At 71.6% G+C, this 14142-nt stretch carries 9 protein-coding genes; 4 read left to right on the top strand and 5 right to left on the bottom strand.

Annotated features, from left to right (window positions below; translation table 11 throughout):
- The first annotated feature begins 47 nt into the window (after positions 1 to 47).
- The 3 genes from ACWGN5_RS33010 to ACWGN5_RS33000 are packed head-to-tail and all read left to right on the top strand — an operon-like array spanning position 48 to position 4162.
- On the top strand, positions 48 to 2354 hold the full coding sequence (locus ACWGN5_RS33010; protein WP_453522099.1) for an FdhF/YdeP family oxidoreductase: 2307 nt from the start codon (positions 48 to 50) through the stop codon (positions 2352 to 2354).
- Complete coding sequence (gene fdhD / locus ACWGN5_RS33005) at positions 2342 to 3184, top strand: formate dehydrogenase accessory sulfurtransferase FdhD (protein ID WP_453522098.1); 843 nt, start codon at positions 2342 to 2344, stop codon at positions 3182 to 3184. The genes ACWGN5_RS33010 and fdhD overlap by 13 nt, the downstream gene beginning before the upstream one ends.
- A 48-nt stretch (positions 3185 to 3232) precedes the next feature.
- Positions 3233 to 4162: a LysR family transcriptional regulator gene (locus ACWGN5_RS33000; protein WP_453522097.1), complete on the top strand. Its 930-nt coding sequence runs from the start codon at positions 3233 to 3235 to the stop codon at positions 4160 to 4162.
- Positions 4163 to 4222: 60 nt separating this feature from the next.
- Here the strand turns inward: ACWGN5_RS33000 and ACWGN5_RS32995 are convergent, their stop codons facing one another.
- Positions 4223 to 6739 carry an ATP-dependent Clp protease ATP-binding subunit gene (locus ACWGN5_RS32995; protein ID WP_453522096.1) on the bottom strand — a complete coding sequence of 839 codons (2517 nt, stop codon included), beginning with the start codon at positions 6737 to 6739 and terminating at the stop codon, positions 4223 to 4225.
- A gap of 261 nt (positions 6740 to 7000) precedes the next feature.
- Here ACWGN5_RS32995 and ACWGN5_RS32990 point away from each other — a divergent pair, with 261 nt between their 5' ends.
- On the top strand, positions 7001 to 8314 hold the full coding sequence (locus ACWGN5_RS32990; RefSeq protein ID WP_453522095.1) for a YhgE/Pip domain-containing protein: 1314 nt from the start codon (positions 7001 to 7003) through the stop codon (positions 8312 to 8314).
- A 4-nt stretch (positions 8315 to 8318) separates the two neighbouring features.
- Here the strand turns inward: ACWGN5_RS32990 and ACWGN5_RS32985 are convergent, their stop codons facing one another.
- The 4 genes from ACWGN5_RS32985 to ACWGN5_RS32970 form a co-directional block, all read right to left on the bottom strand.
- Positions 8319 to 8828, bottom strand: coding sequence for a hypothetical protein (locus tag ACWGN5_RS32985; RefSeq protein WP_453522094.1), 510 nt, complete (start codon positions 8826 to 8828; stop codon positions 8319 to 8321).
- Between the two features lie 74 nt (positions 8829 to 8902).
- Positions 8903 to 9868, bottom strand: coding sequence for a hypothetical protein (locus tag ACWGN5_RS32980; protein ID WP_453522093.1), 966 nt, complete (start codon positions 9866 to 9868; stop codon positions 8903 to 8905).
- Between the two features lie 172 nt (positions 9869 to 10040).
- Positions 10041 to 12134 carry a DNA helicase RecQ gene (gene recQ / locus ACWGN5_RS32975; RefSeq protein WP_453522092.1) on the bottom strand — a complete coding sequence of 698 codons (2094 nt, stop codon included), beginning with the start codon at positions 12132 to 12134 and terminating at the stop codon, positions 10041 to 10043.
- Positions 12135 to 12213: 79 nt separating this feature from the next.
- Positions 12214 to 14031, bottom strand: coding sequence for an ABC transporter ATP-binding protein (locus tag ACWGN5_RS32970; RefSeq protein ID WP_453522091.1), 1818 nt, complete (start codon positions 14029 to 14031; stop codon positions 12214 to 12216).
- Between the last annotated feature and the right edge of the window lie 111 nt (positions 14032 to 14142).

Genomic DNA, 14142 nt, shown 5'->3' with positions numbered 1-14142 from the left:
CTGCGGCGAGAATCCGATAGGCGTGAGGAAACGAGGCGGACCAGAGCATGAGCGGCATCGAGGACCCGGTCGACGACCTGAAGGTCACCCCGCCGAAGACCTGGGCGACGGGGCTTCCCGCCGTGACGCACGCGCTGGGGTACTCGCTGGGCCAGACGTCCCCGCGGCGCACGGCGCTGACGCTGCTCAGCATCAACCAGCCCGAGGGCATCGACTGCCCCGGTTGTGCCTGGCCTGAGCCCGCGCCGGGAAAACGGCACAGGAACGAGTACTGCGAGAACGGCGCCAAGCACATCAACGACGAGGCGACCTCGCGGCGCGTCACCCGGGACTTCTTCCGCGCGCACTCGATCGCGGAGCTCGACGGCAAGTCCGACTACTGGCTCAATCAGCAGGGACGGCTCACCGAGCCGATGGTGAAGCGGCCCGGTGCGACGCATTACGAGCCGATCGGCTGGGACGAGGCGTTCGGTCTGCTCGCCGGTGAACTCCGGGCGCTCGACTCCCCCGACGAGGCCCTCTTCTACGTGTCCGGGCGGCTGAACAACGAGGCCGCGTTCCTCCTCCAGCTCTTCGCGCGCGCGTACGGCACGAACAACCTGCCGGACTGCTCCAACCTGTGCCACGAGTCCAGCGGTTCCGCGCTGTCGGAGACGCTGGGCATCGGCAAGGGCAGTGTCTCCCTGGACGACATCCACCACGCGGACCTGGTGTTCGTCGTCGGGCAGAACCCGGGCACCAACCACCCCCGGATGCTGTCGGCCCTGGAGGAGACCAAGCGGAACGGCGGACGGGTCGTGGCCGTCAACACGCTGCCCGAGGCCGGGCTCATGCGCTTCAAGCACCCGCAGAAGGCCCGGGGGATCATCGGCCGCGGGACGCCGATCGCCGACCAGTTCCTGCACATCCGGGCCGGCGGCGACCTCGCCCTCTTCCAGGCCCTGAACCGGCTGCTCCTGGAGGCCGAGGACGCCGCGCCCGGCACCGTGCTCGACCACGAGTTCATCCGTACGCACAGCACCGGCTTCGCCGACTTCGCCGAGCACGCCCGGAAGGTCTCCTGGGACGACGTCCTGGCGGCGACCGGCCTCGACCGCGGGGAGATCCAGGAGCTCTTCGAGCGGGTCCTCGCGAGCGAGCGGATCATCGTCTGCTGGGCGATGGGCGTCACCCAGCACAAGCACGGCGTGCCCACGATCCGCGAGATCGTCAACTTCCTGATGGCGCGCGGCAACATCGGCAGGCCCGGCGCGGGCGTCTGCCCGGTGCGCGGCCACAGCAACGTCCAGGGCGACCGCACGATGGGCGTGTGGGAGCGGATGCCGCAGGCCTTCCTCGACGCCCTGGAGCGCGAGTTCGGCTTCACCCCGCCCGCCCACCACGGCCTCGACGCGGTGAACGCCATCCGCGCCATGCGCGAGGAGCGCGCGAAGGTCTTCCTGGGCTTCGCCGGGAACTTCGTCCGGGCCACCCCCGACAGCGCGGTCACCGAGGAGGCGATGCGGGGCTGCCGGCTCACCGCGCACGTCTCCACCAAGCTCAACCGCTCCCACACGGTCTGCGGCGAGACCGCCCTGATCCTGCCGACGCTCGGCCGCAGCGACCGTGACGTGCAGGACGGCGTCGAGCAGTTCGTGACCGTCGAGGACTCCATGAGCGACGTCCACGCCTCCCGGGGCAAGCTGCCGCCGGCCTCCCCCGACCTGCTCAGCGAGGTCGCGATCGTCGCGCGGCTGGCCCGCAGGACCCTCGGGGACGAACCCGCCCTCCCCTGGGAGGAGTTCGAGCGCGACTACTCCACCGTCCGGGACCGGATCTCCCGGGTCGTGCCCGGCTTCGAGGACTTCAACGCGCGCGTGGCCCGGCCGGGCGGCTTCCACCTGCCCAACCCGGTGAACCAGGGCGTCTTCCGCACCCCGAGCGGCAAGGCCGTCTTCACCCGCAACGCGTTCACCATGCCGCACGTCCCCGAGGGACACCTGCTGCTGCAGACCCTGCGCTCGCACGACCAGTGGAACACCGTCTGGTACGCGCCGAACGACCGCTACCGCGGCATCCACGACGCCCGCCGGGTCGTCCTCGTCAACCCGGCCGACCTCGAAGCGCTCGGTCTCGCCGACCGTGAGCTGGTGGATCTGGTGAGCGTCTGGCACGACGGGCGGGAGCGGCGCGCCGAGGGCTTCCGGGTGGTCGCGTACCCCGCGAGCCGGGGCTCCGCGGCGGCCTACTACCCCGAGACGAACGTCCTGGTGCCGCTGGACAGCGTCGCCGACATCAGCAACTGCCCGACGTCCAAGGGAGTCCTCGTGCGCCTGGAACCCACCACCGCGGGGAGCGGCTCATGGGACGCGTGACCCGGCGGCGGCGCGTGCTGCGCGTCCGGGACGGCGGGTCGGCGTACCGCCCCGACACCCTGGCCGCCGAGGAGCCGATGGAGATCCGCGTCGGCGGGCGCCCGCTGACCGTGACGATGCGGACCCCGGGCGACGACTTCGACCTGGCCGCCGGTTTCCTGGTGAGCGAGGGCGTGGTGCACTCCGCCTCGGACGTCGCCGGGATCCGGTACTGCGCGGGCGCCACCTCCGACGGAGGAAACACGTACAACGTGGTGGACGTCGCCCTCGCCCCCGGCGTGCCCGCCCCCGACGCCTCCCTCGAGCGGAACTTCTACACCACCTCCTCCTGCGGTCTGTGCGGCAAGGCGAGCCTCGACGCGGTGCGGACCACGGCCGCCTGGTCCGTCGCCGAGGACCCGCTGCGCGTCGGTCCCGCGGTCCTGTCGGCCCTGCCCGACCGGCTGCGGGCGGCCCAGAAGGTCTTCGACAGCACCGGCGGGCTGCACGCGGCCGGGCTGTTCTCGGCCGACGGCGAGCTGCTGTGCCTGCGGGAGGACGTCGGCCGGCACAACGCCGTCGACAAGGTCGTCGGGCACGCCCTGCGCTCGGGTCTCCTGCCGCTGCGCGGGACGGTGCTGATGGTGAGCGGCCGGGCCTCCTTCGAGCTGGTGCAGAAGGCGGTGATGGCCGGGATCCCGCTGCTGGCGGCCGTGTCCGCGCCCTCCTCGCTGGCCGTGGACCTCGCCGCCGAGAGCGGTCTCACCCTGGTCGGCTTCCTGCGCGGGACGTCGATGAACGTGTACTGCGGCGACGACCGCCTGGAGGCCGAACCGGTGGGCTCGGGGTGACGGCGGTGGCGACTGGCGTCGCGGCAGCCGGTCGGGTAGACCCGTGACGTGCTGTTCCGTCAACTCGAGTACCTGGTGTCCCTCTCGCGGGAGCGTCATTTCGCCCGCGCCGCCCAGGCCTGCCACGTCTCCCAGCCCGCCCTCTCCGAGGCCATCCGGAAGCTGGAGGACGAACTCGGCGTCCCGCTGGTCCTGCGCGGCCGCCGGTACGAGGGCCTCACCCCCGAGGGCGAGCGCGTCGTGGTGTGGGCGCAGCGGCTCCTGGCCGACCGTGACGCCCTGAAGAGCGAGGTCGGCGCCCTGCGCACGGGTCTGAGCGGCCGGATACGGATCGGTTCGGTGCCGACCGCGTCGGGCGCGGTCGCGCTGCTCACCGAGCCGTTCTGTCTGGCGCATCCGCTGGTGACCGTGGAGGTGGCGACGGACCTGCGGTCGGAGGACGTCCTGCGGCAGCTGCGGGACTTCGAGATCGACGCCGGGGTGACGTACCTGCACAAGAAGCTCCCGGAGAACTTCCGGGCGGTGCCGCTGTACGAGGAGCGGTACGTGCTCCTCACGGGCGCCGCCGACGCCCCGGCGCACCGGACGACGGCGACCTGGGCGGAGGCCTCGCGGCTGCCGCTGTGCCTGCTGAACGGCACCATGCAGGGGCGCCAGGTCCTCGACGAGGTGTTCGCCGAGGCCGGGGTGCGGCCCTCGCCACGGGTGGAGACGGACTCGGTGGCGGCGCTCTTCGCGCATGTGCGGACCGGCCACTGGGCGGGCATCGTGCCGCACGCCTGGCTGCACGTCTTCGGGGTGCCGCACGGCATGCGGGCGGTGCCGATGACCGAGCCGGCGCGGTCGGTGCCGGTCGGTCTGGTGACGGTCGTGCGGGAGCCGGAGTCCGTGATGGCCCGCGCGCTGCGGGAGGTCGCGGGTCGCACCGATGTCGCCGCCGCCCTGGACCGCCTGCCGGGAGACTCCGTACCGCGGTGAGAGAAGGAGGGAACGGGACCGCTCGGGACGGCCCCGTTCCCTGCTCGTGGGCGGCGGCCGTCAGGCCGCCGCGGCGGCGCTCTGCGCGCCCTCGTGCTTGCGGACCGTACAGTGCAGCGAGTCCTCGATGACGTCCGCGACGATCGTGTCGCCGGGATCGGCCTCGCCGCCGAGCAGCAGGGACGCGACCCGGTTGTCCAGCTCGGTCTGGATCGTGCGGCGCAGCGGCCGGGCGCCGAACGCCGGCTGGTAGCCGTGGGCGACGAGGAGCTTCTTCGCCGCCTCGGTGACCTCCAGGGTCATGCCCTGCGCGTGGACGCGGTGCTTGCTGCGGTCGAGGAGGTGGTCGACGATCTCCGACAGGTCCTCCTCGGTGAGGCTGTGGAAGACGATGATGTCGTCGATGCGGTTGAGGAACTCGGGCAGGAACCGCCCCCGCAGGTCCTCCATCAGGTCGTCCTTCAGCTCGGCCGCGTCGCCCTCGTGGGCGAGGATGCGGTGCGCGCCGATGTTGGACGTCATGATGACGACGCAGTGCCGGAAGTCGACCGTGCGGCCCTGGCCGTCCGTGAGGCGCCCGTCGTCGAGGATCTGGAGCAGCGTGTTGAAGACGTCGGGATGCCCCTTCTCGATCTCGTCGAAGAGCACGACGCTGTACGGCTGGCGCCGGACCTTCTCGGTGAGCTGGCCGGCCTCCTCGTAGCCGACGTATCCGGGAGGCGCGCCGACGAGCCGGGCCACCGTGTGCTTCTCCTGGAACTCGCTCATGTCGAAGCGGATCATGCGGTCCTCGGCGCCGAAGAGCAGCTCGGCGAGGGTCTTGGCGAGTTCGGTCTTGCCGACGCCCGTGGGCCCCAGGAAGAGGAAGGAGCCGACGGGGCGGTTCGGGTCGCCCATGCCCGCCCGGTTGCGGCGCACCGCCTCGGAGACTGCGGTGACCGCCTCGTCCTGGCCGACGATCCGGGCGTGCATCTCCTCCTCCAGCTTGAGCAGCTTCTCCTTCTCGCTGGCCGTGAGCTGCGAGACCGGGATGCCGGTGCGGCGGGAGACGATGTCGGCGATGTCGGAGGCCGTGACCGAGACGACGCCCTCGCGGCGCTCCTCGATCCCGGCGAGCTCGCCCTCGGCCTCGGCGATCTGCTCCTTGACCTCCTTGGCCTTCTCGAAGTCCTCGGCGGCGACGGCCTGGTCCTTCTCGCGGCGCAGCTTCGCGAGCCGGTCCTCGCGGCTGACGACCTCGGTGGAGCGGCCGCCGCTGCGCAGCCGTACGCGCGCGCCGGCCTGGTCCATCAGGTCGATGGCCTTGTCGGGCAGGAACCGGTCGCTGATGTAGCGGTCGGAGAGCTCCGCGGCCGCCGCCAGGGCCCCGTCGGCGAAGCGGACCTGGTGGTGGGCCTCGTAGGCGTCGCGGAGTCCTTCGAGGATCTGCACGGTCTCCTCGACGGTCGGCTCCGGGATGAGGACGGGCTGGAAGCGGCGTTCGAGCGCGGCGTCCTTCTCGATGTGCTTGCGGTACTCGTCGATGGTGGTGGCGCCCACGACGTGCAGTTCGCCGCGGGCGAGGGCGGGCTTGAGCATGTTGCCCGCGTCCATCGCGCCCTCGCCGGCGGCGCCCGCGCCGACGACGGTGTGCAGCTCGTCGATGAAGAGGATGATCTGCCCCTCGGCCTGCTGGACGTCCTCGATGACCTTCTTGAGGCGTTCCTCGAACTGCCCCCGGTACTGCGCGCCCGCCACCATCCCGGACAGGTCGAGCGACACGACCCGCTTGTCCTTCAGGGTGTCGGGGACCTCGCCCGCCACGATCCGCTGGGCCAGGCCCTCCACGATGGCGGTCTTGCCGACGCCGGGCTCGCCGATGAGGACCGGGTTGTTCTTGGAGCGGCGGGAGAGGATCTCGATGGTCTGCTCGATCTCCTCGGCCCGCCCGACGACCGGGTCGAGCTTGCCCGCCTTCGCCTCCTCCGTCAGGTCGCGGCCGTACTCGTCGAGGGTCGTGGCCGGCTGTTTCGCGGCGGCGGGGGCGCCGCCCTGCTCCGGGCGGGCCGCCTGGTCGGTGAGGCCGCGCAGCTTCTTCACGTCCAGGTCCTCGGCCCGCAGGAAGCGGGAGGCGCCGGAGGCGGCGTCGCCGAGGAGGGCGCTGAGGATGTGCTCGGGGCCGATGTACGAGACGCCCGCCGCCTGCGAGTAGGCGTGGGCGGTCGCCAGGGTCCGTTTGGCGGCCGGGGTGAGGCCGGGCTCGGCGGACGGCTCGGCGGACTCGCGGGGCAGGATCTCGGCGAGCTGCTCGGCGAGCCTGTCCGGGTCCACGCCGCCCTGGGAGAGCAGCCGGCGGGTCGGCTCGACCTGGGTCGTCGCCCACAGGAGGTGTTCCGTGTCGAGGTCGGAGCTGCCGTCCGCGTCGGCCTTGCGGGCGGCCGTGTTCAGCAGTTCGTGGGCGGACTCGGTCAGCAGCCGTCCGATGGGCACGCGCTGCACCGCCGGGGGCGAGGACGCGGGCGACATGCCGAAGAAGCGGTCGAACAGGTCGCTGAACGGATCCGACGAACCGAAGGGTGAACCGAACGCCATCGACATGGCAGCTCCTGAAGGCGCGAAAGGGGACGTCCCCACTCAAACCCGGCGCCCACTCCTCCGCAATCGGAGCGGGACCAGCGGTGCGGCCGACGCCCGCTGCGCCCGGCCCGGCCCCGGCGTCCGGCAACCCGCTGCCGCTCGGCCAGGCCCCGGCGTCCGGCAACCCGCTGCCGCTCGGCCGGGCCCCGGACGCCCGACACACCCACCCGCATGGGCGACCGAAATGCCCGGATCGCGGCCCGGGCCGCCGACGATGGCCCCATGACCTCCGCGATCCCCCCGAACGCCCCGGAACCCGAGCCCCGCCCCGGTCCCGATCCGGGCCCCGGCCCCCAGGTGCGTGCCTCCGCGCTCGTACGACACGGCAAGCTGTGGCTCGTACCGACCGTCCTGTGCGCCCTGGTGTCGCTGCTGCTCTCGCTCCTCTACATCGGAGGCATCCTCAGTCCGAGCGACCACCTCGACCGGCTGCCCATCGCCCTGGTCGACGAGGACGAGGGCCGCCCGCTGCCGGGACAGTCGGAGAACCTGGGGAAGCAGATCACCGACACGGTCGCCGCGGTCGGATCCTCGAAGACCACCATCGACTGGCGGCGGCTCGACAGCGCGGCGGCGCAGGACGCGCTGGCCTCCGGCAAGGTCTTCGGCGCCCTGGTCGTCCCGAAGGACTTCACCGCCTCCGTCGCGGCACTGACCACGAACCGTGCCACGGTCCGCCCGACCCTCACCGTCCTCACCAACCCCGGTCTCGGCAGCCTGGGCTCGTCACTGGCGTCCCAGATCAACCAGAGCGCGGCCCACCAGGCCTCGCTGGCCATCGGAAAACAACTCTCGGCCACCACCGACGTACCGACCACGCGGCTGCTCCTGACCGACCCCGTCGCGATCACCACCCGCGTCGGCCATCCGATCGGCCGGCACAGCGGCCTGGGTCTGACCGCCTTCTACTACACGCTGCTGCTGGTCCTGGGCGGCTTCATCGGCGGAAACCTCGTCAACGCCGGCGTCGACACCGCGCTCGGCTACGCCGACAGCGAGCTCGGCCCCTGGCACACCCGCCGGCCGACCGTCCCCATCAGCCGCACCCAGACGCTCGTCCTGAAGATGCTGATGACCGCCGGGATCGCGGTCCTGACCACCACGCTCGTCATGATCGCCACGATCACGGTCCTGGGCATGGACGCCGACCACCTGCCGATGCTGTGGCTCTTCTCCTACTGCGCGACGGTCGCCGTCGGCCTGGGCGTCCAGGCCATCAACGCCGCCTTCGGGGGCATCGGGCAGCTCGTGTCCATGTTCATCTTCATCGCCCTGGCCCTCCCCTCCTCCGGGGCGACCATCCCGCTGGAGGCGACCCCCGCGTTCTACCGCTTCCTGGGGATCTTCGAGCCGATGCACCAGCTCAGCTCGGGCGTCCGGTCCATCCTGTACTTCGACGCCCGGGCCGACGCGGGCCTCGCCCGCGGCTGGATCATGATCGCGGTCGGTACGGTGCTGGCCCTGGCGTTCGGTTTCGCCATGACGCACTACTACGACCGCAGGGGGCTGCGGCGCCTCACGCCGCAGCCCGAGTGAGCGACTACCAGGAGACGCTGAACTTGATGGAGCGGTTGTCGTTCCGGGTGTTCACCAGCGTGGAGACGCCGGACCGGCTGCCGACGTAGTCGTAGGCGCCCTTGTAGCCGGCGCTGTAGTACACGTTGGCGGAGTAGCCGTCGTACCAGTTGTAGGCGGAGGCCGCGTTGTTGCCGGCGGCCTGGCCGCTGCCCGAGCCGGTGTTGGGGCAGAAGCGGAGCGGCACGGCCGGGGTGTACGGCATCTTGAGGGCCAGCATGTCGTAGATGTCGTGGCCGATGTTGACCCAGGCGCCCGAGTAGTTGGGGCTGTAGTAGAGACGGAAGCGGAACTCCTCCGACGAGCCCGCGCACTTCTCGCTCGACATGATGGTGTACTCGTCGCTGGAGATCCAGGCGGTGGGGTCGCCCTCCGCGTGGGCCATGCCCGTGCCGGAGAGGACGGAGGCGCCCATCACGGTGGCGACGAAGGCGGTGCGCAGGCGGGCGCGCCGCACGGTGGTCGAGGTCTTCACAGGGGTCTCCCCAGGGATCGTCGAAACAGAAACAGAAACGGAAGAAAGACAGTCGAGGACTGACGGTCTGCGGCTCAGGGGTGGGCGAGGACGTCCGCCGCCTTGCGCAGGCCGGCGTCGAGGGCGCGGCGGTCCGCCGCGAGCGCCGTCGCGTTGCGCGCGATCGCGGCGCGCTGGATCCGGGTCTCCGCCTCGTGCCAGATCTCCCCGACCCGGTGCGTGGCCCGGCAGTCGATGTCGGCGAGCGCCGTGTCGATCTCGGCGCGGGAGACACCCCCGGGGCCGGGACGGAAGCGGGGGTCGTCGTTGGCGGCCATCGGAGCCGGGTACGTGAAGCCCTTGGCCTTCATACAGGCCGACCAGCGTCCGAACACCGCTTTCACCAGAGGGTCTTCCATGGACGCGGGGTACGACTCGTTCGTGAGCCGCTGCACCAGCGGGGAGGCGCCCTGGGTCGAAGCACCCAGGGTCCGGCGGGCCTGGCCGAAGCAGCCGCCGTCGGGGATCTTCCGCCCGCCGTAGAAGCCGCGCCGGGCCTCGGGGCCGGCGCTCTGCAGGAGTTCGGCGGGCACGTCGGTGCCACCGAGGACCACCTGGGCGTCCACCGAGAGCCGCGGCCGGGCGTCGGCCTCGTGCAACGCCTTGTCGTAGCGGGCCTGTTGGGCCGGGTCCACCTGGTAGCCGAACTTCGCGGACATCCCGGCGTCGTGGATGCCGTACCGCCAGTCGAGCATGTTCTTCGGGCCGATCGCGGGCAGCTCCGGGGCCGGCTTCCAGGCTATCCCGAAGCCCTGGAGGCACTGGCCGACCAGCTTCTGCTCCGCGCGGCCGAGGGTCCGGGCCTGCTCGGTCGTCGGGTGGTACGCCTGCATGGGCAGCGTCCAGGCCGAGGCGTCGGCGGCGGAGCGCGGGGCGGCGGCGACAGCGGGCTTCGGCGCAGCGATCCCTTCCGGCTGCCCGGTCGAACACCCGGTCAGAGCAAGGGCGGTGACGGCGAGGGCAGCGCCTGTCCGCAGGATTCTCTGACTGTCACTCGCCATCGACTGAGGGTTCCTCACATGACTGGTCCCGGGAGGGTTTGATCTTGGGACGGAGAGCAGGATACCCGGCCGTCACGGCAGGTCGGAGCCGCCTCCTGAGCCCGTGGAAACACGGACGGAGGCCGTGCCGGATCTCTCCGTCACGGCCTCCGTCACAGCGGGACGCCCCGGGCTACTCGTCCTCGTCCCACGGCGGTTCGAGCTCGTCCAGATCGAACGGCGGCTCCTCGTCGTAGAACGGCCCGGCGTCGTGCATCGCCCGCGGAGCGGCGGCGCCAGGCACCGACGTGGCGGGCGCGGACGTGGCGGGCGCGGACGTGGCAGGCGGCGCCGAAGCCGGGGTCGCGGAGGTTCCGGCCGCGGACTCGGATGCCGTGCCCGTCCCGGTGCCGCCGGCCTGGGCCAGGGCGTCGAGAACGCCCTCGGCGTACTTCGTGAGCTTGGCCTCGCCGACGCCGCCGACGGTGCCGAGCTCCTCGACGGTGCCGGGCATCCGGGTCGCGATCTCGCGCAGCGTCGCGTCGTGGAAGACGACGTACGCCGGCACGCCCTGCTCGCGGGCCGTCGCGGCCCGCCAGGCACGGAGGGCCTCGAAGACCGGCACGGCGGCCGCGGGCAGGTCGACCGGCACGCGGGCGCCCTTGCCGGAGCGGGCCGCGGACTCCTTCCGGGCGGGGGCGGCCGCCTTCTCCTTGCGCATCGGGACCTGGCGGCGTCCGCCGAGGACCTCGCCGCTGTCCTCGGTCAGCACGAGCGTCCCGTAGTCGCCCTCCACCGCGAGCAGCCGCTGCGCGAGGAGCTGGCGGACGACCCCGCGCCACTCGGCGGTGCCCAGGTCGGAGCCGACCCCGAACACCGACAGCTGGTCGTGGTCGAACTGGATGACCTTCGCGGTCCGCTTGCCCTGGAGGATGTCGATGATCTGCCCGGCGCCGAACTTCTGGCGCCGCTCCTTGGCCAGCCGCCACACCGTGGACAGCAGCTTCTGCGCGGCAACGGTCCCGTCCCAGGACTCGCCGGGCGTCAGGCAGGTGTCGCAGTTCCCGCAGGGCTTGCCGGACTGGCCGAAGTACTCCAGGAGCCGCACGCGGCGGCAGTCGACCGTCTCGCACAGGGCGAGCATCGCGTCCAGGTGCAGGGCCAGGGAACGGCGGTGCGTCTCGTCGCCCTCGGAGCCGTCGATCATCTTGCGCTGCTGGACGACGTCCTGGAGGCCGTACGCCAGCCAGGCCGTGGCGGGCTCCCCGTCACGGCCGGCGCGGCCGGTCTCCTGGTAGTAGCCCTCGACCGACTTCGGCAGGTCGAGATGGGCCACGAACCGTACGTCCGGCTTGTCGATGCCCATGCCGAAGGCGATGGTCGCCACGACGACGACCCCGTCCTCCCGCAGGAAGCGGGCCTGGTTGGCCGCGCGCACCCGGGCGTCCATGCCGGCGTGGTACGGGACGGCGTCGATGCCCTGCTCCACGAGGGCGGCCGCCGTCTTCTCCACCGAGGCCCGGGACAGGCAGTAGACGACGCCCGCGTCCCCGTCGTGCTCGGTCCTGATCAGCTCAAGGAGCTGCTTGAGCGGGTTGTTCTTCGGGACGATGCGGTACTGGATGTTCGGCCGGTCGAAGCCGGCGACGAAGTGCCGGGCGTCCTCCAGTCCGAGCCGCTTCGCGATCTCGGCGTGGGTGGCCTCGGTGGCCGTCGCCGTCAGCGCGATCCGCGGCACCTTCGGCCACCGCTCGTGGAGCATGGAGAGGGCGAGGTAGTCGGGCCGGAAGTCGTGGCCCCACTGGGCGACGCAGTGTGCCTCGTCGATCGCGAAGAGCGACACGGTGCCCCGGTCGAGCAGCCGCTGGGTGCCCTCGGTGCGGAGCCGCTCCGGGGCCAGGTAGAGCAGGTCCAGCTCGTCGGCGAGGAACGCCTGCTCGACGGCCTGCCGCTCGTACGGGTCCTGGGTCGAGTTCAGGAAGCCGGCCCGCACGCCGAGCGCCCGGAGCGCGTCCACCTGGTCCTGCATGAGGGCGATGAGGGGCGAGATCACGACGCCCGTGCCCGCTCTGACCAGGGCCGGGATCTGGTAGCAGAGCGACTTGCCGCCGCCCGTCGGCATCAGGACGAGCGCGTCGCCGCCGCCGACGACCTGCTCGATGATCTCCTGCTGCTCCCCGCGGAAGGAGCTGTAGCCGAAGACGCGGTGGAGCACCCGAGCGGCGTCGGAGATCTCGGCGGTGGAGTCAGGAGCGGCCGGAGGGGCAGAGGCGTCGGAAAGGACCATTTCTGAAGCCTAGCCGCCCGCACCGACACCCCGGCCCCGCCCGGAGCAACCTGTGGACAACCCCCGGCGGGGGCCGGCGTCAGCCCACGCCGGCCCCCGCGGGGGTGTCGTCGAGGAAGCCGCCGGACTGGTGCTGCCACAGCCTCGCGTACGCCCCCTCGGCGGTGAGCAGCTCCTGGTGGCTGCCCTGCTCGACGATCCGTCCGCGGTCGAGGACGACGAGCCGGTCCATCGTGGCCACCGTGGACAGCCGGTGGGCCACCACGAGCGCGGTCCGTCCGTCCATGAGCCTCCACAGGGCGTCCTGGACGAGGACCTCGCTCTCGGAGTCCAGGGCGCTGGTCGCCTCGTCGAGCAGGAGGATCGGCGCGTCGCGCAGGATCGCCCGGGCGAGGGCGACCCGCTGGCGCTGGCCGCCGGACAGCTTCACGCCGCGCTCGCCGACCATGGTGTCGAAGCCATCGGGGAGCGCGTCCGCGAACTCGGTGACGTGCGCCGCCTCGGCCGCGCGCCGGATCTCGGCGTCGGTGGCGTCCGGCCGGGCGAAGGCGATGTTCTCCCGGAGGGTGCGGTGGAACATGGCGGGGTCCTGCGGCACGTACGCGATCATGCTGCGCAGTTCGGTCTGCCGGAGCCTGCTGATGTCCTGGCCGCCGATCGTGATCCGGCCGCCGTCGATGTCGGTCATCCGCAGGAGCAGCCGGGTGAGCGTGGTCTTGCCGCCGCCGGACCGGCCCACGAATCCGATCTTCGCGCCGCTGGGCACGTCCAGGTCGAGGCCCTCGAAGAGCGGCTTCGCGCCCGCGTGGGCGAAGGTCACCTTCTCGAACCGCACCTGGGCGTCCTCGGGCCTGAGGGGTTCCGGGGATTCCGGGTCGAGGACGGTCGGCTCTTCGAGGAGAAGTTCGGTGAACTGCGCGGCCTCCGTCATCGAGCTCTCCAGGCGCCGGTAGATCTGGTTGAACTCGAACATGATCCGGGTGGCGTTGGCGTAGTACGTGAAGGCGACGATGACGGCCTCGACGCCGTGCTCTCCCCCGCCGAGGGCGACGGCGAGGACGAGTCCCAGGACGTTCGTCAGGACGGACATCGGCGCGACGAGCGTGTCGATGCGCAGGTTGCCGTAGTCCCAGGAGCGCAGGGTGAGCTTCCGCGACTCCGCGACGCGAGACCGGTGTTCGGCGGCCTCGCGCCGCTCGGCGCCAAAGGACCGGACCGTGTCCATGTTCGTCAGGCTGTCGGCGACGTGGCCCGAGACCCGGGCGATCGCCTGTTCGCGCTGGGCGACGAGCGCCTGGCGGCGCCGGATCAGCGGTGCCACGCCGATGCCCGTGACCGCGATGAGGAGCAGGAGTCCGGCCACGAGCAGCGGGTCGTACTGCCAGAGCACCACCGACGCGAAGATCAGCGGCACGAAGCTGCCCATGACCGAGAAGGTCAGGGTGTCGACGCATTCCTCGAAGCGGGAGGCGAAACTCAGGACCCGTTTGGTCAGTGATCCGGCGAAGTTGTCGTGGAAGAACGCGGCGTCCTTGGCGAACAGTTCGTCCATGCCGATGACGTACAGGTTCTCGATGCCGCGTGCGTCGAGGCGGTTGAGGCAGTGCAGCCCGACGCGCCACAGGGCCTCTCCGAGCAGGAGGACACCTGCGAAGACGAGGACGTACGGAAGGAGCGTGTCGAGCCCTCCGCCGGTGCCGTCGCCGGCGATGCGGCCGACGAGCTTGGCGACGACGAGCGGGGCGATGTAGTTGATGCCGATGTTGCCGAGCGCCGGAAGGAGGAGGGCGGGAGCGGTCAGCCACCGGAGGCGGACCAGTTCCCGTGCGTAGAAGCGGACCGCGAGGAGGACCGAACCTTTGTTCGGCAAACCTTCGCGTGATTCAGGTGATCCCATACCCAACCCTGTGCAGTCGTACTGAAGGTGAGCAAAAGGAGTCTCCCGCGTCGGCGCACCCGGGGTCCAAGCATTTTCGCCCGGTTCGATCTTCGAAACTTCCGGGAAGAG

This window comes from Streptomyces sp. NPDC055815, from assembly GCF_053616475.1.
Note: the sequence above shows the minus strand (reverse complement) of the source record. Positions and strands in the feature narration are given on the sequence as shown.

Excerpts from the sequence above, each read along its gene's own strand:
- ACWGN5_RS33010 (WP_453522099.1), top strand. The coding sequence starts at position 48 with ATGAGCGGCATCGAGGACCCGGTCGACGACCTGAAGGTCACCCCGCCG.
- fdhD (WP_453522098.1), top strand. The coding sequence starts at position 2,342 with ATGGGACGCGTGACCCGGCGGCGGCGCGTGCTGCGCGTCCGGGACGGC.
- ACWGN5_RS32995 (WP_453522096.1), bottom strand. The coding sequence starts at position 6,739 with ATGTCGATGGCGTTCGGTTCACCCTTCGGTTCGTCGGATCCGTTCAGC.
- ACWGN5_RS32990 (WP_453522095.1), top strand. The coding sequence starts at position 7,001 with ATGACCTCCGCGATCCCCCCGAACGCCCCGGAACCCGAGCCCCGCCCC.
- ACWGN5_RS32980 (WP_453522093.1), bottom strand. The coding sequence starts at position 9,868 with ATGGCGAGTGACAGTCAGAGAATCCTGCGGACAGGCGCTGCCCTCGCC.
- recQ (WP_453522092.1), bottom strand. The coding sequence starts at position 12,134 with ATGGTCCTTTCCGACGCCTCTGCCCCTCCGGCCGCTCCTGACTCCACC.
- ACWGN5_RS32970 (WP_453522091.1), bottom strand. The coding sequence starts at position 14,031 with ATGGGATCACCTGAATCACGCGAAGGTTTGCCGAACAAAGGTTCGGTC.